The following is an 18,738-nucleotide window of genomic DNA, read 5'->3' on the forward strand; positions in this document are numbered from 1 at the left end:
CAATGCCGCCAAACAAAAACGGCCCGCTTGATCAGCGGGCCGTCGGCCTTTCGGAACCTTCGAATCAGGCTTAGAACGGCGAAGGCTGGTTGGACAGGTTGACGATGCTGTTGGTCGTCAAGTCCAGGCGGATGTGCTCGGACGGCGCACCGTTTGCGAGCTTGAGCATGATCGCCATCAGCGGCTTGAAGCGCGCCTTGAACAGGTCTGCGGGCGTGTTGGCGTCGCTGACGTTGTTGCCGTTCATCTGCACGGCGGCGTTGGTCTGGTTCAGTGCTTGAGCCAGCAGCTTGTACTGACTGGCGCGCTGCGCCGGGATATCGGTAAACGCGAGGTCGCCGGCATTGGCCAGGCGCACGAAGTCCCCGGCCATCTCCAGCGCCGTCCACTGCGCGAAGTCCGCCAGCTGCATGCCGTTGGCCTGGGCCAAGGCTTGCGCGCGCGATTGCGCGTTGGTGGCATCCGCGGCATAGGCCGGATTGCTGGCGCCGCTGCCGCCGCCGTCAGACAGGCATGCAAAGAACGCGGGCGTCAGATTGTTCTGATTGCCGGTGTTCGCCAATTCCTTAAGCGTGACCGTCGTCTGCAGTTGCGACAACGCCAGCAGGTCGGCGCCCGTCAGCGGGCTCTTGACCAGCTCGCGCATCTCGCAGCGCCAGTCGTCGTTCAGCAGGCGCAGGCGCACCAGTTCGCTCATGTAGCGATAGGTGAAATCGCCGTAGTCCTTGGCGTCCAGGATGGAAACGTCCCAGCGCGGCGGCACGGTGTAGGCGTTTTCCGCGCGGTACAGGTCGAACAGCTCATCGAAGCGCGGCACCTTGTCCAGTCGGATGGTCTGCACTTCGATCTCATCGGCGCTCTGCAGCGTCATGAGCTTGTACGCGGGCACATAGGCGGCCATGGAGGGCGCCTGGATGTTGAAGAGCGCGTGGTCGCCGCCGTAGTTGCGCAGCGCCATGTCGTTGAAGTGCATGTGGCCGCCCACGTGCACCTTCAAACCGGTCTCGGCCAGCGCGCGCGTGGTGTTCTCCGCGGGACGGCGGATCATCTGCATTTTGTTCGCGCCCAGCAGCGCTTCGATGTCGTCGGACGCGCCATTGAAGAACTCGGACATCGGGAAGTGGCTGAAGGCGATGACCTGCTTGCCCTGCGCCTTGCCGCGCGCCACCACGTCGGCCAGCCACGTGATGACGTGCGCCTTGTGGGTCAGCATCTTGTTGTAGCCCTGGTCACCCGAGCCGGTGAAGTCGTTGGCGCCCGGACCGGTCGGCACGTAGACGTTGGCATCCAGGCCCACCAGCCACACGCCCTCGACGGGCTCGACCACGTACGACGTGTCGGGCACCATCTTGCACAGCGTGTAGTTCTGCGGCTTGTTCGGACCGCCGGTGCCTTCGGCGCAGATCTCGTACTGACGGTTGATCCAGTTGGCTTGCGAGACCGCCGTGGCGTAATCGTAGTCTTCGTACTTGTAGGTGCTGTACGGGGTTTCGTAATACACGTTCTGCGGCTGCGGCATGAAGCCATGCTGCTCGAGCGCGGTCGTGATGCCCGAGTAGCCCATGTGCAGCACTTCCTCGGTGCAATAGGTGTTGCCGATGCGCGTCCAGTCGCCGCTGTAGGCGGTGTTGCATACGTTCGCGCCGCGGCTGTAGATCGGCTGCGAGAAGCCGATTGCGCCCGTCACGGGATCCAGGCCAAGGTAGTCCCCCTTGCCCGCGGGCTGGTTGAAAGGGCGGTTGGGGTCATGGTTGCCGGGCGCGGCAAAGAACTGGATGCCGTGCTTCTTTGAATAGTCGTCCATGATCTTGACCAGGCCGCGCATGTGCACAGGCTGGCCGTCGTCCGAGAAGTCGCCCGGCAGTGCGATGTACTTCACGCCGCGTTTCACGGCGTCGTCCAGCGCGGCCAGGAAGGCGAAGTAGTTTTCGTTGAAGAGGCGCGTGGACGTGAGCTGCGCGTACATCGTGCGGATGGTCGCGTTGTCGCCGGCCTTCGGGTTGGGGATGCCGGGGAACGAGCCGTCCTTGAAGTCCGCGTAGACATCATGGAAGTGGATGTCGGGCATGAACGCGACCTGCACGGGGGCGGGCGGCTGTGCGGGCGTTTCGGCCGGGGGCGGCGTCTCGGCGACGGGCGGTGGCGTGTCATCGTCCTTGTCGCCGCCGCAAGCGGCGAGCAGGGCAACGAGCAGCAGGGAGGCTGCGGCGCGGACGGGGCGGGAAGGGCGAAGCGTCATCGGGGGGCGGGGTCCTGGGTTCAGTGTGGCGGCGGTCGGGCATGGGCGTGGGCCATGCCGAAGCGGCAGCCGCGGGTCAGCTAATTGGGTCAGCTACCTGGGTCAGCTGCTTGTAAGCGGGCCCAATGCTCACTGAGCCGCATGACAGCGTCATGAATTCCTAACCGGTCCGCGCCACACGACAGACAAAAAAAAGCCCCGCACGCCAGGTGCGGGGCTTTGCTTTGCGATGGCCGCAGGATCAGACGTGCGTGATGAACTTGGTGACCAGATAGCCCTCGAAGGTCTCGGTGCCGCCTTCGCTGCCGATGCCGCTGTCCTTGATGCCGCCGAAGGGCGTCTCGGCCAGGGCGCTGCCGAAGTGATTGATGTTGACCATGCCGGCTTCCAGGCCGTTGGACACCTTGGTCGCGGTCTTCAGCGAATTCGTGAACACGTACGAGGACAGGCCGAAGGGCAGGCTGTTGGCGCGGCGCAGCACCTCGTCGGTGTCCTTGAAGCGGACGACGGGCGCCACGGGGCCGAACGGCTCTTCGGTCATCAGCATGGCGTTGTCGGGCAGTTCCGTGACCACGGTCGGTGCAAAGAAGAAGCCCTTGCGGTCCAGCGGACCGCCGCCCACCACCACCTTGGCGCCGTGTTTCTTGGCGTCGTCGATAAAGGCGCTCATGGCGGGCACGCGGCGTTCATGCGCCAGCGGCCCCATCTCGGTGCCGGCTTCCAGGCCGTCGCCGACCTTGATGTTCTTGAGGACCTCAGAGAACCGCGCCAGGAACTGCTCGTACGCGCCGTCCTGCACGTAGAAGCGGGTGGGCGACACGCAGACCTGGCCCGCGTTGCGCACCTTGAACTTGGCCAGCATCTCGGCGGCGCGGTCGATGTCCGCGTCGTCGAACACCAGCACGGGGGAGTGGCCGCCCAGTTCCATGGTGACGCGTTTCATGTGCGCGCCTGCCAGCGCCGCAAGCTGCTTGCCGACCGGAACGGAGCCGGTGAACGACACCTTGCGCACGATCGGCGAACGGATCAGGTAATCGGAGATGGTGGCCGGTTCGCCCCAGACGATGTTCAGGCAGCCCTTGGGCAGACCCGCGTCGTGGAACATGCGCGCAATCGCCATGACCGCGCTGGGCGAATCCTCGGGACCCTTGAGCACGACCGTGCAGCCGGCGCCGATGGCGGCGGCGATCTTGCGGATGGCCTGGTTGTACGGGAAGTTCCAGGGCGTGAAGGCGGCGCAGACGCCGATGGGTTCGCGCACCACGATCTGGCGCACATCCGGATTGCGCGGCTGGATGACGCGTCCGTAAATGCGGCGGCATTCCTCAGCGTGCCAGTCGGCATGTTCCGCGCAGGAGGTGACTTCGCCCACGGCTTCGGCCAGCGGCTTGCCCTGGTCCAGCGTCATGTTGCGGCCGATCTCCTGGGCGCGTTCTCGCGACAGCGTGGCGACCTTGCGCAGGATCGCCGAGCGGTCCATGGGCGAGGACTTCTTCCACGATTCGAAGGCGCGCTGGGCAGCGGCAAGGGCGCGGTCCAGATCGGCTTGCGTGGCGTGAGGCAGCTGGCCCAGCACCTCGAGCGTGGCGGGGTTGATGACGTCCTGGGTGCGCCTGCCCTCGCCGGCGACGAATTCGCCGTCGATATACAGCGCCAACTGTTCATACATGCCTGTCGTTCCTTGCGTAATAGGAATGGGTAGCCAAGGGCGAGAGCGACCGCTGTCGCCCACGGCAGTCTAAACCAGCTTCCCCGCAGTGGAAGGAGCCAATCCCCGCCGCGGACTTGGGTCCATTGGCCTGCCAAGTGCCGGCACGCGTGCCACCGTGGACAAGCGCATCGCCGTGGACAAAAATGAGGAATCTTCGGCTGTCATCCGTATATCCATCGTGCAACCCATCGATGCGCGTCCGGCCGCCAAGCCCAGCCTCTATTCGCGGGTTGTTTTCCGCTTCATTGACTGGCTGCGTCAGCGCATTGCGCAGGCCTCGCTGGTCGGCGACAAGCCGATATTCCAGAACAGCCAGTTCCCGTGGGTTGCCACCCTCGAAGCGCGGGCGCCTGCCATTCGGGCCGAACTGATGAGCCTGCTGGCCGACCGCCAGGCGCTTCCGGCCTTCCATGAACTCTCCCCGGATGTGGGCATGATCACCTCCGACGACCGATGGAAGACGTTCGTCTTCCTGGGCTATGGCCTGCGCTCTGAACGCAACCTTGCCCGATGTCCGTCCACCGCGCGCGCCCTGCAGGACATCCCGGGCCTGCGCACTGCCTTCTTCTCCATCCTCGAACCGGGCAAGCGCATTCCGCTGCACACGGGGCCGTACAACGGCGTGCTGCGCCTGCACCTCGGCCTGGTCGTCCCCGACCCGCCCGAACGCTGCTGGATAGAAGTCGGCGGCCAGCGCTATAGCTGGCGCGAAGGACAGGCGGTGGTCTTTGACGACCTGTATCCCCACGAGGTACACAACGACACCGGCGGCGTCAGAGCCGTGCTTTTCGTGGATTTCGAGCGTCCCTGCCGAGCTCCTGTAAAATGGCTAAATCGCCTTGTGCTCATGGCCGCGCCGTTCACGGACGAAATCCGTCGCGGCAAGGCAAATCATGACGCCTGGGAGAAGGGCTACTACCGCCAGAAATAGGGGCGGATAGCCCGACAAACCGACCCCCTTGACAGGGGGCGTGGTCTTTTGTGCGCAATCCCAACAAAGTGCTTGCGCTCAAAAATTAACCACGTTAGAATTATCAGCTTTCCCAGATTGTCGATTCACTTAGCCGAAGGTTAGGTGAGCGCGTCGGGGGGAATACCCGCAGGATTTCAACCCAGGGTCGTTGCGTTGCCACCAGTTGCTGGTCCAGATAGTACGGACTTGCCGACAAAAAAGCAGGGCGGCTGACCTGACGGGACCAAAACTGGCAGGAATTGCAGTGTTCCCTTGTTGGGAAAACCGTATTTCCAGTTAAGTTGGAACAGGAAAAATCATGATCCAAATGCAGACCACGCTGGACGTGGCCGATAACACTGGTGCGCGTCATGTCATGTGCATTAAGGTGCTCGGTGGCTCCAAGCGCCGTTATGCCGGTATCGGCGACATCATCAAGGTGAGCGTCAAAGATGCGGCTCCGCGCGGACGCGTCAAGAAAGGCGAAATTTACAATGCCGTGGTGGTTCGTACCGCCAAGGGCGTGCGCCGTAAAGACGGTTCGCTGATTCGTTTCGGTGGCAATGCCGCCGTGTTGCTCAACGCCAAGCTGGAGCCTATCGGCACCCGCATCTTCGGACCCGTTACGCGTGAACTGCGTACCGAGAAGTTCATGAAGATCGTGTCGCTGGCCCCGGAAGTGCTGTAAGGAGCCCTACGATGAACAACATTCGTAAAGGCGACGAAGTCATCGTCCTGACCGGCCGCGACAAGAAGCGTCGTGGCACGGTGCTGGCCCGCGTTGGCGCCGACCACGTTCTGGTCGAAGGCGTCAACGTTGCCAAGAAGCACGTGAAAGCCAACCCGATGGCTAACAACCCGGGCGGGATTGTCGAAAAGACCATGCCGATCCACATCTCGAATGTGGCGCTCTTCAACCCCGCAACCGGTCGTGGCGACCGCGTGGGCGTTCAAGAAGTCGAAGGTCGCAAGGTCCGCGTGTTCCGTTCCAATGGTGCCGTTGTCGGCGCCAAGGCGTAAGGGGCGATAGGCATGTCTCGTTTGCAAGATTTCTACAAGAGCAAGGTCGCTGGCGACCTGCAGGCCAAGTTTGGCTACAAGAGCGCAATGGAAGTGCCGCGCATCACCAAGATCACCCTGAACATGGGTGTCTCGGAAGCGGTCTCCGACAAGAAAGTCATCGAGCACGCTGTGTCGGATCTGACCAAGATCGCCGGCCAGAAGCCCGTCGTGACGAAGACCAAGAAGGCTATCGCCGGTTTCAAGATCCGCGAAAACTACCCGATTGGTTGCATGGTCACGCTGCGTGGTCAACGCATGTACGAATTCCTGGATCGCCTGGTGGCGGTTGCGCTGCCTCGCGTGCGCGACTTCCGCGGTATCTCGGGTCGTGCGTTCGACGGCCGTGGCAACTACAACATCGGGGTGAAAGAGCAGATCATTTTCCCCGAAATCGAGTACGACAAGATCGACGCGCTGCGTGGGCTGAACATCAGCATCACCACCTCCGCCAAGACCGACGAAGAAGCCAAGGCGCTGTTGACGGCCTTCAGCTTCCCGTTCCGTAACTAAGGGGCTGATGACGTGGCTAAACTTTCCCTCATCAATCGCGACATCAAGCGCGCCAAGCTGGCTGACAAGTTCGCTGCCAAGCGCGCTGAGTTGAAGGCGATCATCGACGACCAGTCGAAGACCGACGAAGAACGTTACCAAGCTCGGCTCAAGCTGCAACAGCTGCCGCGCAATGCCAACCCGACGCGTCAACGCAACCGCTGCGTGGTCACCGGTCGTCCTCGCGGCGTGTTCCGCAAGTTCGGCCTGACGCGCCACAAACTGCGTGAAATGGCGATGAAGGGTGAAATCCCCGGCATCACCAAGGCCAGCTGGTAGGAGAAACAATATGAGCATGAGCGATCCCATCGCCGATATGCTGACCCGCATTCGCAATGCGCAGCAAGTGGACAAAGTTACGGTGAGCATGCCCTCCTCGAAGCTGAAGGCGGCTATTGCCGCTGTGCTGAAAGACGAAGGCTACATCGACAGCTTTGAAATCAAGGGCACCCAGGCCAAGCCTGAGCTCGAGATCACCCTGAAGTACTACGCTGGCCGTCCGGTCATCGAGCGCATCGAACGCGTCTCGCGCCCTGGTCTGCGTATCTACAAGGGCCGTACCAGCATTCCTCAGGTCATGAACGGCCTGGGCGTGGCTATCGTTTCGACCTCGCGCGGCGTCATGACCGACCGTAAGGCTCGCGCCAACGGCGTCGGCGGCGAAGTGCTGTGCTACGTGGCCTAAGGAGAAATTCGAATGTCACGTATCGCTAAGTATCCGGTCGAACTGCCCAAGGGTGTCGAAGCTGACATCAAGCAGGATCAGATCACTGTCAAGGGCCCGCTGGGCTCCCTGACCCAACCCCTGACTGGCGACGTCACGATCTCGCTGGACGGTGGCAAGCTCACGTTTGCCGCTGCCAACGATTCCCGTCACGCCAACGCCATGTCGGGCACCGTGCGCGCGCTCGTGGCCAACATGGTCAACGGCGTGAGCAAGGGATTCGAGCGCAAGCTGAACCTGGTCGGCGTGGGTTACCGCGCCTCGGTTCAAGGCGACGCCGTTAAGCTGCAGCTCGGTTTCTCGCACGACGTTTTGCATCAGTTGCCGGCCGGTATCAAGGCCGAATGCCCCACCCAGACGGAAATCGTCATCAAGGGCTCCAACAAGCAAGTCGTCGGTCAGGTGGCCGCTGAAATCCGCGCGTACCGCGAACCCGAACCCTACAAGGGCAAGGGCGTGCGTTACTCGGACGAACGCGTCGTCATCAAAGAAACCAAGAAGAAATAACGGCGCACGCAAGGACGAATCATGGACAAAAAAGTTTCCCGTTTGCGTCGTGCGGTTCCGACTCGCCGGAAGATCAACGAGCTGCGCGTTCATCGCCTCTCGATTTTCCGCTCGAACCAGCACATCTACGCCAACATCATTTCGCCGGAAGGCGATCGCGTTCTGGTCAGCGCCTCGACGGTGGAAGCCGAAGTGCGTGCGCAACTGGCCGGCCAAACCGGTCAGGGTGGCAACAAAGCCGCTGCGACGCTGGTTGGCAAGCGCGTGGCCGAAAAGGCCAAGGCTGCCGGTATCGAACTGGTCGCTTTCGATCGCTCGGGCTTTCGTTACCATGGCCGCGTCAAGGCGCTGGCCGATGCCGCGCGTGAAGCCGGCCTGAAGTTCTAAGCGAGGATCTGTCAAATGGCTAAAGTACAAGGCAAGAACGCCGCGGAAAAAGAGAACGATGACGGCCTCCGCGAAAAGATGATCGCGGTCAACCGCGTGAGCAAAGTGGTCAAGGGTGGTCGCACCATGAGCTTTGCCGCGCTGACCGTGGTTGGCGATGGCGATGGCCGCATCGGCATGGGTAAGGGCAAGGCGCGTGAAGTGCCGGTGTCCGTTCAGAAGGCTATGGAACAGGCCCGTCGCGGCATGTTCAAGGTCGCTCTGAAGAACGGCACGCTGCACCACACCGTGGTCGGCAAGCATGGCGCCGCTACCGTGCTGATTTCGCCCGCTGCTGAAGGTACTGGCGTTATCGCCGGCGGCCCGATGCGCGCTATTTTCGAAGTGATGGGTGTGCGTAACGTGGTTGCCAAGAGCCTGGGCTCGAGCAACCCCTACAACATGGTTCGCGCCACGTTGAACGGCCTGCGCGCCTCCCTGACCCCGGCCGATGTTGCTGCCAAGCGCGGCAAGACGGTCGAAGAGATCCTGGGGTAAATCATGGCTCAGAAGCAGATCAAAGTGACCCTCGTGCGCTCGGTGATCGGTACCAAGCAATCGCACCGTGATACGGTTCGCGGTTTGGGCTTGGGCCGCATCAACAGCAGCCGCGTGCTGGTCGATACGCCCGAGGTGCGTGGGATGATCCGTAAGGTGGATTATCTCGTTTCCGTCTCGGAAGCCTAAGGAATCACCATGTCGGATATGCAACTTAATACGCTGAAGCCCGCCGAGGGCTCCAAGCACGCCAAGCGCCGCGTCGGCCGTGGCATCGGTTCGGGTCTGGGTAAGACCGCCGGCCGTGGTCACAAGGGTCAGAAGTCGCGCTCGGGCGGTTTCCACAAGGTTGGCTTCGAAGGCGGTCAAATGCCGCTGCAACGTCGCCTGCCCAAGCGTGGTTTCACCCCGCTGGGTCAACACCTGTATGCACAAGTTCTCTTGTCGGACCTCCAGGCCCTGCCCATCGATGACATCGATGTGCAAGCGCTGAAGGCGGCCGGCGTGATTGGCCAGGCGGTTCGTTACGCCAAGGTCATCAAGTCTGGTGAACTCTCGCGCAAGGTCGTGCTCAAGGGCATTACCGCGACGGCCGGCGCTCGCGCCGCCATCGAAGCCGCGGGCGGCTCGCTTGCTTGATCAGAGGTGACGAGTGGCTAACGCGCAGGCATTGGGCAAATCCGGAGCACGATACGGCGATCTGAAGCGCCGTCTGGTGTTCCTGGTGCTCGCCCTGGTGGTTTACCGTTTGGGTACACACATCCCGGTTCCGGGTATCAACCCGGACGCGCTGGCGGACTTGTTCCGTCAGAACCAGGGCGGGATCCTGGGCCTGTTCAACATGTTCTCGGGCGGCGCCCTGCACCGTTTGAGCATCTTCGCGCTCAACGTGATGCCGTACATCTCGGCATCGATCGTGATGCAGCTGGCCACCCACATCTTCCCCGCCCTGAAGGCGATGCAGAAGGAAGGTGAGTCCGGCCGCCGCAAGATCACCCAGTATTCGCGCATCGGCGCCGTGCTGCTGGCGGTGGTGCAGGGCGGTTCGATCGCCCTGGCGCTGCAGAACCAGGTGGCACCGTCGGGCGCTCCGGTCGTGTACGCACCGGGCATGGGCTTCGTGCTCACCGCCGTGGTCGCACTGACCGCCGGCACCATGTTCCTGATGTGGGTCGGTGAGCAGGTCACCGAGCGCGGCATCGGCAACGGCGTGTCGCTGATCATCTTCGCCGGTATCGTGGCGGGCCTGCCGGGTGCGGTCATCCACACCTTCGACGCCTACCGCGACGGCAACATCCAGTTCATCCAGCTGCTGCTGATCGCCATCGTCGTCCTCGCCTTCACCTTCTTCGTGGTGTTCGTCGAGCGCGGCCAGCGCCGGATCACGGTCAACTACGCGCGCCGCCAGGGCGGTCGCAACGCGTACATGAACCAGACCTCGTTCCTGCCGCTGAAGCTGAACATGGCCGGCGTCATCCCGGCGATCTTCGCCTCGAGCCTGCTGGCCTTCCCGGCCACCCTGGCCATGTGGTCCGGCCAGGCCGCCAACCAGAGCGCCGTCGGCCAGACCCTGCAGAAGGTCGCCAACGCACTGGGCCCGGGCGAGCCGCTGCACATGATCGTGTTCGCTGCGCTGATCACCGGTTTCGCGTTCTTCTATACCGCGCTGGTGTTCAACTCGCAGGAAACCGCCGACAACCTGAAGAAGTCGGGCGCGCTGATTCCGGGCATCCGTCCGGGCAAGGCCACCGCCGATTACATCGACGGCGTGCTGACCCGCCTGACCGCTGCCGGTTCGGCTTACCTGGTGATCGTCTGCCTGCTGCCGGAACTGATGCGCACGCAGCTGAATGCCTCGTTCTACTTCGGTGGTACTTCGCTGCTGATCGTCGTGGTGGTGGTGATGGACTTCATCGCCCAGGTGCAGGCGCACCTGATGTCCCACCAGTACGAGAGCCTGCTGAAGAAGGCCAACCTGAAGGGCGGCAACCGCGGCGGTTTTGCCCGCGGCTGATAAGCCTGTTATACTTTCGTCTTCCTGACGTGATGGTCCTCCGCTTCGCGGACTCTGGCCACACAAACGAAGGGCGGCCCCCGCAGCGGTTCCGGGTGGGGGTGTGGCGAGGTGGTCCTGCGCTGGAGTAGCGCGGGCGGCCCCGGGGAAACCCAGGTCCAACCTTGTCCGGCGCCGGAGCCTGGGCACACTCCCCAGGCCGGGTCCATGAAACTTCAATGTTTCACGGGCTTCCATGTAGACCGGAACCTTGTTAGTATCGCTAGTTCACTTTTTTGATCCATCCTGCCGGATTGGCGTGCCTGAGGCGCGCTGTCGGCCATCACTCAGCTGGAGAACCGCGTCATGGCGCGTATTGCAGGCGTCAACCTGCCAGCCCAGAAGCACGTCTGGGTCGGGTTGCAAAGCATTTACGGCATCGGCCGTACCCGTTCGAAGAAGGTCTGCGAAGTCGCAGGCGTTGCTTCGACCACCAAGATCCGCGATCTGTCGGAGCCGGAAATCGAGCGCCTGCGCGCCGAAGTCGGCAAGTACATCGTGGAAGGCGATCTGCGCCGTGAAATCGGCATCGCGATCAAGCGCCTGATGGACCTGGGCTGCTACCGCGGCCTGCGTCACCGTCGCGGCCTGCCGCTGCGTGGCCAGCGCACCCGTACCAACGCCCGCACCCGCAAGGGCCCGCGCAAGGCGATCAGGAAGTAAGGGACCTATAAATGGCTAAGCCCGCTGCTAAGACCAAGAAGAAGATCAAGCGCGTCGTCACCGACGGCGTTGCCCACGTCCACGCTTCGTTCAACAACACCATCGTGACCATCACCGACCGCCAGGGCAACGCTCTGTCGTGGGCGACCTCCGGTGGCGCTGGCTTCCGCGGTTCGCGCAAGTCGACCCCGTTCGCTGCCCAGGTGGCTGCCGAAAAGGCCGGTCGTGCTGCGCTGGACTACGGCGTGAAGTCGCTGGAAGTCCGCATCAAGGGCCCGGGTCCGGGCCGTGAGTCGGCCGTGCGTTCGTTGAACAACGTCGGCTACAAGATCACCAACATCATCGACGTGACGCCTATCCCGCACAACGGGTGCCGTCCGCCGAAGAAGCGTCGCGTCTAAAGGGAGCGATAAGAAATGGCTCGTTATATCGGTCCTACCTGTAAGCTCGCCCGTCGCGAAGGCGCCGACCTGTCCCTGAAGAGCCCGGCGCGTGCGCTGGACTCCAAGTGCAAGCTGGAGCAGAAGCCCGGCCAGCACGGCGCCACTGCCCGTAAGGGCAAGCTGTCCGACTACGCCACCCAGCTGCGTGAAAAGCAGAAGGTCAAGCGTATCTACGGCCTGCTGGAGCGTCAGTTCCGCAACTACTACAAGAAGGCCTCGACCAAGAAGGGCAACACCGGCGAGAACCTGCTGCAGCTGCTGGAAACCCGCCTGGACAACGTCGTCTACCGCATGGGCTTCGCCGTGACCCGTCCGGCTGCCCGTCAGCTGGTGTCGCACCGCGGCGTCACCGTGAATGGCAAGTCGGTCAACCTGGCTTCGTACCAGGTCAAGGCTGGCGACGCCATCGCTCTGTCTGAAAAGGCTGCCAAGCAGCTGCGCGTCCAGGAAGCCCTGACCGTCGCCGCCCAGCATGACCTGAGCCCGTCGTGGGTTGAAGTGGATTCCGGCAAGTTCACCGGCATCTTCAAGGCTGTTCCGGATCGTTCGGATCTGCCTGCGGACATCAACGAAGCGCTGATCGTCGAGCTGTATTCGAAGTAATTCATCATTGGAGAGCCCCCGGCGACGGCCGGGGGTTCACTAGGAGAACCCGCAACATGACGGTTACCGCCAACCAGGTTCTGCGTCCTCGCGGTCCGCAGATCGAACGCCTTACCGACACCCGTGCAAAGGTCGTTATCGAACCTTTGGAGCGGGGTTACGGGCATACGCTGGGTAATGCCCTGCGTCGCGTGCTGCTGTCGTCCATCCCGGGCTTCGCCATCACGGAAGTCGAAATCGACGGCGTGTTGCACGAGTACACCACGGTCGAAGGTCTGCAGGAGGACGTGCTCGAAGTCCTGCTGAACCTGAAGGACGTGGCCATCCGTATGCATTCCGGCGACAGCGCCACCCTGTCCCTGTCCAAGCAGGGCCCGGGCGTTGTCACTGCAGCTGACATCAAGGTCGACCACAATGTGGAGATCCTGAACAGCGATCATGTGATCTGCCACCTGACCAAGGATACGGCGATCAACATGCGTCTGAAGATCGAACGTGGTTTCGGCTACCAGCCGGCTGCCGCGCGTCGTCGTCCGGACGAAGAAACCCGTGCCATCGGCCGCCTGGTCCTGGATGCCTCGTTCTCGCCGGTCCGCCGCGTCGCCTATGCCGTGGAAGCGGCTCGTGTCGAACAGCGTACCGACCTGGACAAGCTGGTCATCGATATCGAGACCAACGGCACCATCGACGCCGAGGAAGCCGTGCGCACCGCCGCCGACATCCTCAGCGACCAGCTGTCGGTGTTCGGTGACTTCACCCACCGCGACCGCGGTGCAGCCAAGCCGGCCAACAACGGCGTGGATCCGGTGCTGCTGCGCCCGATCGACGATCTGGAGCTGACCGTGCGTTCGGCCAACTGCCTGAAGGCCGAAAGCATCTACTACATCGGCGATCTGATCCAGAAGACCGAAGTGGAGCTGCTGAAGACCCCGAACCTGGGCAAGAAGTCGCTCACCGAGATCAAGGAAGTGCTGGCTCAGCGCGGCCTGTCCCTCGGCATGAAGCTGGAGAACTGGCCGCCGGCCGGCGTCGCCAGCCACGGCATGCTGGGCTGATATCGGTAATGCCTGGAGGCTCCACCGTTCGCGGTGGGGCCTTCAACGCAACATACATGCCACGACGAACCGCAGGTTCGCGGGCAGGTCGTCCAGGACGGATGGCCAGGACCAACCGCAGTCCGCGCAGCAACGCCAGGATGGCGACAACGATCCACACAGCCTCATCATTAACCAAGGAATATCACCATGCGTCACATGAAGTCTGGCCGTAAGTTCAACCGCACCAGCGCCCACCGCGAAGCGATGTTCAAGAACATGGCCGCCTCGCTGTTCAAGCACGAGCTGATCAAGACCACCCTGCCGAAGGCCAAGGAACTGCGCCGCGTTGCCGAGCCGCTGATCACCCTGGCCAAGGTCGACTCCGTCGCCAACCGCCGTCTGGCTTTCGCCCGCCTGCGTGACAACGAAGCCGTGGGCAACCTGTTCACCATCCTGGGCCCGCGCTACGCGAACCGTCCGGGCGGCTACCTGCGTTTGCTGAAGTGCGGCTTCCGCGCCGGCGACAACGCTCCGATGGCCTACGTCGAGCTGGTCGACCGTCCGGCCGTGGCTGAGGAAGTGGCCGAGTAATCGGACCGCTCCAACGCGACACAGCGAAAGCCCGGCCTCTGCCGGGCTTTTGCGTTTCCGGGGGTCGGATCCCTTTCCGCAGGAAAGGGCTCTGACCCCATGCAGGCAGCACAGCGGGTCAGAGCCCCTGGCATGCGCAAAGGGATCTGACCCACACCGTTCCGACAGGCGTGCCGTGTGGCGGTTCGAACGGGAGGCGCTCTCGGTTACGCTTGGCGCCTGATCCGTTCGAGCGTTCACGATGAATCCTTTGCGCTGGCCCTTCTGCGCCCAGTTCCTGTTGGGCTTCCTGATCTGCGTGGGCCTGCTTGGCTACGCGATATTCCTGCAGCTGAAGATGGGGCTGGAGCCTTGCCCGCTGTGCATCTTCCAGCGCCTGGCATTCGCTGCACTGGGCCTGTTGTTCCTGGTCGGCGCCTTGCACGGTCCCTCGAACCGGCCGGGGCGCGCGACCTACGGCATCCTTGCCTTCATTGCGGCAGCTGTCGGAATCGGCATTGCTGGGCGCCATGTGTACGTGCAGATGCTCCCGCCGGAGATGGGTTCCACCTGCGGTCCGCCGCTGGCGTTCCTGAGCGAGACCATGGGGCCGCTGGAAGTGTTCCGCACCGTGCTGACCGGCACCGGCAACTGCGGCAACATCGACTGGACCTTCCTGGGCATGACCATGCCGATGTGGTCGGGCGTGTGGTTCGTCCTGCTGGCGCTGTGGGCGCTGGTGGTGTCGCTGCGCAAGGTCAAGCGCTGAAAACACGGCGGGGTCGGATCCCTTTGCATCGCAAAGGGCTCCGACCCCATTCGTTGCGGGGTCAGAGCCCTTTCCTGCGGAAAGGGATCCGACCCCAGGCAGCCCGGCACTCCCTCAGAAGTCCTGCTGCAGGCTCAGGTAGGCACCGCGGCGCGGGCCCCACTGCGGGGCGAACACACCCACACCGCCGCCATCACGCAGCTGGTAGCTGCGATCCAGTGCATTGATCAACGCCACCTGCATGTGCAGCGGATGCCCGCTGTCGGCATTGAAGTCGTGGCCGGCGCTGAGGTTCACCTGCAGGTAGGACGGCAGTTCGCCGCCGTTGGGCACGGTGTCGGTATCCGAGCGCAGGCCGCTGCCGAACACGTAGTTTGCGCCGATGCGGTTGTGGCCGGCGAAGGCATAGCTGAAACCGCCTGACGAGGTCAGCTTCTGGTCGTGGTCCAGGTGGATCCAGTGGTCGGCCACGTAGGCCAGTGCTTCCGGGTCGAGGTTGTACTGGCTGGTGATGACGTCGGTGCCGATGGCCTTGTTCAGGGCGGCATTGAAGTAGGCGCTGAAGGGACCGTTGCTGTAGTCGGCGCTGAACTCCAGGCCACGGATGTGGCCACGGCGGTAGTTGAACGTCGAGTAGATGTAGGCGGCGCCGAACTGGCCTTCGTCCTGCAGGCGCGATACGCGCCGGTCGTAGGCATCCAGGCCCAGGGTCAGGTGGTCGCCGACCTGCTGGGAGACACCGATGTCGTAGTAGTCGCTGCGCTCGGCCAGCGGGATGTTGTTGCCACCGGACGGCTGTGCGTTGGTGGTGCCGTCATACAGGCTGATGTCGCTGGTGGCGATCAGCTCGCTCGCCGGCGGGGTGAAGTAGCGCGAGTAGCCGGCATGCACGGTGGTGCTGTCGCTGGCAGTCCAGACCACGCCCAGGCGCGGGCTGAGCTGGCCCTCGGTCTGGCCGAAGGCCTTGTAGCGATCACCACGCAGGCCGTAGTTGACCGTCCAGTCGTCGCCGATCTTCCATTCGTCCTGCACGTAGACCGCCAGGGTGGTGGCCTTGAACGCGCTGTTGTCGGCAATCTGCAGCGGCGTGGTGCTCGCCTGCGCGCCGTCATTGTCGACCGGGAACGCCCAGCTGTTGTTGCTGGCACGCGCGCGTTCCTGGTTGCCGTATACGCCGTAGCGCAGCGTGTGGTTGTCGCCCAGCGGCGTGGAGAAATCCGCCTGCAGCGTATTGGCGCGGTTGCTGCGCTGGACCTGCGAGGCGACGCCACTGAACACCAGGTCGCCGGCCACGTCGGGATTGAAGCCGACATCGCTGTAGCGCTGCCCGGCCGAGACCTGGTAGGCGGTCTCGCCCAGCGTGCCCTGCAGCACCAGCATGCCGAAGCGGGTGGTTTCGCGCTGGGTCTCATCCAGCTGGCTGGAATCGAAGGTGGTGGTGTCCAGGTAGCCGAACTGCGGCGTCTGCCCCGGATTGACCGGAATCTGGAAGCGGTTGTTGGCGAAGCCGGCGAACACGCTCAGGCGGGTGGTGTCGTTGACCAGGTAGGTCAGGTCGGCGAAGGCTTTGCCCTGGTGGGTATCGTCATGCTCCGGTTTGCGCGAGCTGGTCGGGTTTTCCAGGCCGACCTCGTTCTGGTCGTAGTTGCCGGTCAGGAACCAGCTCCACCGCCCCTGCGAGCCCCACCAGGAGGCATTCGGATTGACCTTGCCGAACGAGCCGGTGGTGATGCCGACGCTGCCGCCATTGCCGAGTTCGGCGCCACTGCGGGTGGTGATGTCGACCACCGCGGCGGTGCGCTCGCCGAACTGCGCCGGCAATGCACCGTCCATCAGCCGGATGCTCTTGATCGTGCGTGCATCCAGGGTCTGGCCGAAGCCGGAGATCGATTCCGGCAGCAGCACGCCGTTGATGCGGTACTGCAGGTTGGCGTGGTCGCCGCGCACGTGCACGCCACCGTAGGAATCCTGGACCACGCCGGGCGCCTGCAGCAGCACCTGGCTGAGCGGCGCGGACGCCCCCAGCGGCTGCTTCTGGATGTCCTCGGCGGTGATCTGGTACTGGCTGCTGCCGATGTCGGGCGACAGCGCGTTGCGCGCCTGGTCGAGCTGGGCGCTGACGGTGACCGTATCGAGGTCCTTCACCGGCGCCGCGTCGGTGCCGGCATCGGCGGCCAGGGCGAGGTTGGGCAGGCTGGCCAGGGCCAGGGCGAAAGTGATGCCGGTAGCGAGCAGGGAGGGCTTCATGGCGGATGGGCTGTGGAAGGGGCCGGTAGGGGTGACTGGATTGTTACTTCGTAACACTGCGGAGCGAATCATGCGCCTGTCCGGGGGGCTGTGGGCATGCGGTTTGTGGCCGCTCGCGCTGACCTTTCCCCGGCGTTCAGCCATGTGCAGGCGCCGCCCGGGCCTTTGCGGCAGCGGCCGGCTCTGCGACCATGACCATCCCCCACCCCCGGAATCCTGCAATGAGCCTGTCCGCCGTTCCGCCCGTCTCCGATCCTGCTGCGACCGCTGCTGGCGCTGGCTGGTCGCCGGAGAGCTGGCGTGGCAAGACTGCACTGCAGATGCCGACCTATCCCGATCCGATTGCCCTGGACGCGGCCCTGCACGAGCTGAAGCGGCTGCCGCCGCTGGTGACCTCGTGGGAGATCCTGGCGCTGAAGCAGCAGCTGGCTGATGCGCAGGAGGGCAAGCGCTTCCTGCTGCAGGGCGGTGACTGCGCGGAGAATTTCAGCGACTGCGAATCGGGCACGATCTCCAACCGCCTGAAGGTGCTGCTGCAGATGAGCCTGGTGCTGGTGCACGGCCTGCGCCAGCCGGTGATCCGCGTTGGCCGCTTCGCCGGCCAGTACGCCAAGCCGCGTTCGGCCGACACCGAGACCCGCGATGGCGTGACCCTGCCGAGCTACCGCGGCGATGTGATCAACGCGCCGGCGTTCACCGAGGCCGCGCGCCTGCCGGACCCGAAGCGCATGCTGCAGGCCCACGCGCATTCGGCGATGACGATGAACTTCGTGCGGGCACTGATCGACGGCGGCTTCGCCGACCTGCACCACCCCGAGTACTGGAACCTGGAGTGGGTGCGGCATTCGCCGCTGGCCGCCGAGTACCAGAAGATGGTGGCCTCGATCGGCGACGCGGTGCACTTCATGGAGACCCTGGCCGGGGCCCGCGTGCACAACCTCAACCGCATCGATTTCTACACCTCGCACGAAGCGCTGCTGCTGCCCTACGAGCAGGCCCTGACCCGCCAGGTGCCGCGCCAGCAGGGCTGGTTGAACCTGAGCACGCATTACCCGTGGATCGGCATGCGCACTGCCGCGCTGGACGGCGCGCACGTGGAATACCTGCGTGGCGTGCGCAACCCGATCGCGATCAAGGTGGGCCCGTCGGTGCAGCCGGACCAGCTGCTGCGGTTGATCGACGTGCTGAACCCGGATGACGAACCCGGCCGCCTGAGCTTCATCCACCGCATGGGGGCGGCGCAGATTGCCGAGAAGCTGCCGCCACTGCTGGACGCGGTGAAGCGCGATGGCCGTCGCGTGCTGTGGGTGTGCGATGCGATGCACGGCAATACCGAGAGCACGGCCAACGGCTTCAAGACGCGTCGCTTCGACAACGTGCGGGGCGAAGTGGAGATGTCCTTCGACCTGCACGCTGCGGCGGGCACGCGGCTGGGTGGCGTGCACCTGGAGCTGACCGGCGAGGACGTGACCGAATGCACCGGTGGTGCGCGCGAGTTGACCGAGCGTGACCTGGAGCGTGCGTATCGCTCGACGGTGGACCCGCGGTTGAACTATGAGCAGTCGCTGGAGATAGCGATGGCGATCGTGCGCAAGCAGGAGCAGGCGAGGTAGGTTTTTCTGCAGGCTTGCAGCCCTGCACCTGCTCACTGCAACGGCAACTTTAAAAGCCGAAGCGGCATTCCG

General features: G+C 63.7%; 22 protein-coding genes. 19 read left to right on the forward strand and 3 right to left on the reverse strand.

The annotated features are described in order from the left end of the window. Nucleotides 1-70: 70 nt before the first annotated feature. Nucleotides 71-2,239 carry a metallophosphoesterase gene (locus tag B2W22_RS15670; RefSeq protein ID WP_218342504.1) on the reverse strand — a complete coding sequence of 723 codons (2,169 nt, stop codon included), beginning with the start codon at nt 2,237-2,239 and terminating at the stop codon, nt 71-73. Between the two features lie 241 nt (nt 2,240-2,480). Beyond that, complete coding sequence (locus B2W22_RS15675) at nt 2,481-3,908, reverse strand: NAD-dependent succinate-semialdehyde dehydrogenase (RefSeq protein ID WP_175124782.1); 1,428 nt, start codon at nt 3,906-3,908, stop codon at nt 2,481-2,483. A 220-nt stretch (nt 3,909-4,128) separates the two neighbouring features. Between B2W22_RS15675 and B2W22_RS15680 the strand changes: the two genes are divergently transcribed. The 18 genes from B2W22_RS15680 (at nt 4,129) to B2W22_RS15765 (ending at nt 14,806) form a co-directional block, all read left to right on the forward strand. Beyond that, a complete protein-coding gene (locus B2W22_RS15680) occupies nt 4,129-4,881 on the forward strand; it encodes an aspartyl/asparaginyl beta-hydroxylase domain-containing protein (RefSeq protein WP_175124859.1) in 753 nt (250 codons plus the stop codon). A 340-nt stretch (nt 4,882-5,221) separates the two neighbouring features. Continuing rightward, nucleotides 5,222-5,590 (forward strand): 50S ribosomal protein L14, encoded by a 369-nt coding sequence (gene rplN, locus B2W22_RS15685; protein WP_006216531.1) that lies wholly within the window; start codon nt 5,222-5,224, stop codon nt 5,588-5,590. An 11-nt stretch (nt 5,591-5,601) separates the two neighbouring features. Further along, nucleotides 5,602-5,922 (forward strand): 50S ribosomal protein L24, encoded by a 321-nt coding sequence (gene rplX / locus B2W22_RS15690; protein WP_008168975.1) that lies wholly within the window; start codon nt 5,602-5,604, stop codon nt 5,920-5,922. Nucleotides 5,923-5,934: 12 nt separating this feature from the next. Then, nucleotides 5,935-6,474 (forward strand): 50S ribosomal protein L5, encoded by a 540-nt coding sequence (gene rplE, locus B2W22_RS15695; RefSeq protein WP_008168978.1) that lies wholly within the window; start codon nt 5,935-5,937, stop codon nt 6,472-6,474. Nucleotides 6,475-6,486: 12 nt separating this feature from the next. Next, nucleotides 6,487-6,792, forward strand: coding sequence for a 30S ribosomal protein S14 (rpsN, locus tag B2W22_RS15700; protein ID WP_006216527.1), 306 nt, complete (start codon nt 6,487-6,489; stop codon nt 6,790-6,792). Nucleotides 6,793-6,802: 10 nt separating this feature from the next. Next, nucleotides 6,803-7,198, forward strand: a complete 396-nt coding sequence (gene rpsH, locus B2W22_RS15705) for a 30S ribosomal protein S8 (RefSeq protein WP_006216525.1) — start codon at nt 6,803-6,805, stop codon at nt 7,196-7,198. 12 nt (nt 7,199-7,210) lie between these two features. Beyond that, entirely contained in the window at nt 7,211-7,744 is a 534-nt protein-coding gene (gene rplF / locus B2W22_RS15710; RefSeq protein ID WP_062838799.1) for a 50S ribosomal protein L6, read from the forward strand. Between the two features lie 21 nt (nt 7,745-7,765). Continuing rightward, on the forward strand, nt 7,766-8,131 hold the full coding sequence (rplR, locus tag B2W22_RS15715; RefSeq protein ID WP_008168985.1) for a 50S ribosomal protein L18: 366 nt from the start codon (nt 7,766-7,768) through the stop codon (nt 8,129-8,131). A 15-nt stretch (nt 8,132-8,146) separates the two neighbouring features. After that, nucleotides 8,147-8,668, forward strand: coding sequence for a 30S ribosomal protein S5 (gene rpsE / locus B2W22_RS15720; RefSeq protein ID WP_008168987.1), 522 nt, complete (start codon nt 8,147-8,149; stop codon nt 8,666-8,668). A gap of 3 nt (nt 8,669-8,671) precedes the next feature. Further along, nucleotides 8,672-8,857: a 50S ribosomal protein L30 gene (gene rpmD / locus B2W22_RS15725; protein WP_006216520.1), complete on the forward strand. Its 186-nt coding sequence runs from the start codon at nt 8,672-8,674 to the stop codon at nt 8,855-8,857. Nucleotides 8,858-8,866: 9 nt separating this feature from the next. Next, entirely contained in the window at nt 8,867-9,307 is a 441-nt protein-coding gene (gene rplO / locus B2W22_RS15730) for a 50S ribosomal protein L15 (RefSeq protein WP_175124781.1), read from the forward strand. Between the two features lie 13 nt (nt 9,308-9,320). Further along, complete coding sequence (secY, locus tag B2W22_RS15735) at nt 9,321-10,682, forward strand: preprotein translocase subunit SecY (RefSeq protein WP_286938539.1); 1,362 nt, start codon at nt 9,321-9,323, stop codon at nt 10,680-10,682. A 345-nt stretch (nt 10,683-11,027) separates the two neighbouring features. Next, complete coding sequence (gene rpsM / locus B2W22_RS15740) at nt 11,028-11,384, forward strand: 30S ribosomal protein S13 (RefSeq protein ID WP_004145437.1); 357 nt, start codon at nt 11,028-11,030, stop codon at nt 11,382-11,384. A gap of 11 nt (nt 11,385-11,395) precedes the next feature. Further along, complete coding sequence (gene rpsK / locus B2W22_RS15745) at nt 11,396-11,785, forward strand: 30S ribosomal protein S11 (RefSeq protein WP_004145443.1); 390 nt, start codon at nt 11,396-11,398, stop codon at nt 11,783-11,785. Between the two features lie 15 nt (nt 11,786-11,800). Next, complete coding sequence (gene rpsD, locus B2W22_RS15750) at nt 11,801-12,430, forward strand: 30S ribosomal protein S4 (protein WP_004145446.1); 630 nt, start codon at nt 11,801-11,803, stop codon at nt 12,428-12,430. Between the two features lie 56 nt (nt 12,431-12,486). Then, the gene (locus B2W22_RS15755) at nt 12,487-13,485 is read left to right on the forward strand and encodes a DNA-directed RNA polymerase subunit alpha (protein WP_079220762.1); all 999 of its coding nucleotides are present in this window, start codon (nt 12,487-12,489) and stop codon (nt 13,483-13,485) included. Between the two features lie 189 nt (nt 13,486-13,674). Then, nucleotides 13,675-14,058: a 50S ribosomal protein L17 gene (gene rplQ, locus B2W22_RS15760; RefSeq protein ID WP_079220763.1), complete on the forward strand. Its 384-nt coding sequence runs from the start codon at nt 13,675-13,677 to the stop codon at nt 14,056-14,058. Nucleotides 14,059-14,299: 241 nt separating this feature from the next. Continuing rightward, nucleotides 14,300-14,806: a disulfide bond formation protein B gene (locus B2W22_RS15765; protein WP_286938677.1), complete on the forward strand. Its 507-nt coding sequence runs from the start codon at nt 14,300-14,302 to the stop codon at nt 14,804-14,806. Between the two features lie 114 nt (nt 14,807-14,920). On the opposite strand, the gene B2W22_RS15770 is transcribed toward B2W22_RS15765, so the two are convergent. After that, nucleotides 14,921-17,053: a TonB-dependent receptor gene (locus tag B2W22_RS15770; RefSeq protein ID WP_286938678.1), complete on the reverse strand. Its 2,133-nt coding sequence runs from the start codon at nt 17,051-17,053 to the stop codon at nt 14,921-14,923. 191 nt (nt 17,054-17,244) lie between these two features. Here B2W22_RS15770 and B2W22_RS15775 point away from each other — a divergent pair, with 191 nt between their 5' ends. Continuing rightward, complete coding sequence (locus tag B2W22_RS15775; protein WP_286938680.1) at nt 17,245-18,666, forward strand: class II 3-deoxy-7-phosphoheptulonate synthase; 1,422 nt, start codon at nt 17,245-17,247, stop codon at nt 18,664-18,666. The last annotated feature ends 72 nt before the right edge of the window (nt 18,667-18,738 follow it).

It is taken from the genome of Achromobacter sp. UBA4530 (assembly GCF_002388205.1).
Taxonomy (GTDB): Bacteria; Pseudomonadota; Gammaproteobacteria; order Burkholderiales; family Burkholderiaceae_B; genus Achromobacter; species Achromobacter animicus.

Excerpts from the sequence above, each read along its gene's own strand:
- rplR (WP_008168985.1), top strand. The coding sequence starts at position 7,766 with ATGGACAAAAAAGTTTCCCGTTTGCGTCGTGCGGTTCCGACTCGCCGG.
- B2W22_RS15675 (WP_175124782.1), bottom strand. The coding sequence starts at position 3,908 with ATGTATGAACAGTTGGCGCTGTATATCGACGGCGAATTCGTCGCCGGC.
- rplX (WP_008168975.1), top strand. The coding sequence starts at position 5,602 with ATGAACAACATTCGTAAAGGCGACGAAGTCATCGTCCTGACCGGCCGC.
- rplF (WP_062838799.1), top strand. The coding sequence starts at position 7,211 with ATGTCACGTATCGCTAAGTATCCGGTCGAACTGCCCAAGGGTGTCGAA.
- rpsK (WP_004145443.1), top strand. The coding sequence starts at position 11,396 with ATGGCTAAGCCCGCTGCTAAGACCAAGAAGAAGATCAAGCGCGTCGTC.
- B2W22_RS15670 (WP_218342504.1), bottom strand. The coding sequence starts at position 2,239 with ATGACGCTTCGCCCTTCCCGCCCCGTCCGCGCCGCAGCCTCCCTGCTG.
- rplE (WP_008168978.1), top strand. The coding sequence starts at position 5,935 with ATGTCTCGTTTGCAAGATTTCTACAAGAGCAAGGTCGCTGGCGACCTG.
- rpsE (WP_008168987.1), top strand. The coding sequence starts at position 8,147 with ATGGCTAAAGTACAAGGCAAGAACGCCGCGGAAAAAGAGAACGATGAC.
- B2W22_RS15775 (WP_286938680.1), top strand. The coding sequence starts at position 17,245 with ATGACCATCCCCCACCCCCGGAATCCTGCAATGAGCCTGTCCGCCGTT.
- rpmD (WP_006216520.1), top strand. The coding sequence starts at position 8,672 with ATGGCTCAGAAGCAGATCAAAGTGACCCTCGTGCGCTCGGTGATCGGT.
- rpsM (WP_004145437.1), top strand. The coding sequence starts at position 11,028 with ATGGCGCGTATTGCAGGCGTCAACCTGCCAGCCCAGAAGCACGTCTGG.
- rplO (WP_175124781.1), top strand. The coding sequence starts at position 8,867 with ATGTCGGATATGCAACTTAATACGCTGAAGCCCGCCGAGGGCTCCAAG.
- B2W22_RS15765 (WP_286938677.1), top strand. The coding sequence starts at position 14,300 with ATGAATCCTTTGCGCTGGCCCTTCTGCGCCCAGTTCCTGTTGGGCTTC.
- rplQ (WP_079220763.1), top strand. The coding sequence starts at position 13,675 with ATGCGTCACATGAAGTCTGGCCGTAAGTTCAACCGCACCAGCGCCCAC.
- rplN (WP_006216531.1), top strand. The coding sequence starts at position 5,222 with ATGATCCAAATGCAGACCACGCTGGACGTGGCCGATAACACTGGTGCG.
- rpsH (WP_006216525.1), top strand. The coding sequence starts at position 6,803 with ATGAGCATGAGCGATCCCATCGCCGATATGCTGACCCGCATTCGCAAT.
- rpsD (WP_004145446.1), top strand. The coding sequence starts at position 11,801 with ATGGCTCGTTATATCGGTCCTACCTGTAAGCTCGCCCGTCGCGAAGGC.
- B2W22_RS15755 (WP_079220762.1), top strand. The coding sequence starts at position 12,487 with ATGACGGTTACCGCCAACCAGGTTCTGCGTCCTCGCGGTCCGCAGATC.
- B2W22_RS15770 (WP_286938678.1), bottom strand. The coding sequence starts at position 17,053 with ATGAAGCCCTCCCTGCTCGCTACCGGCATCACTTTCGCCCTGGCCCTG.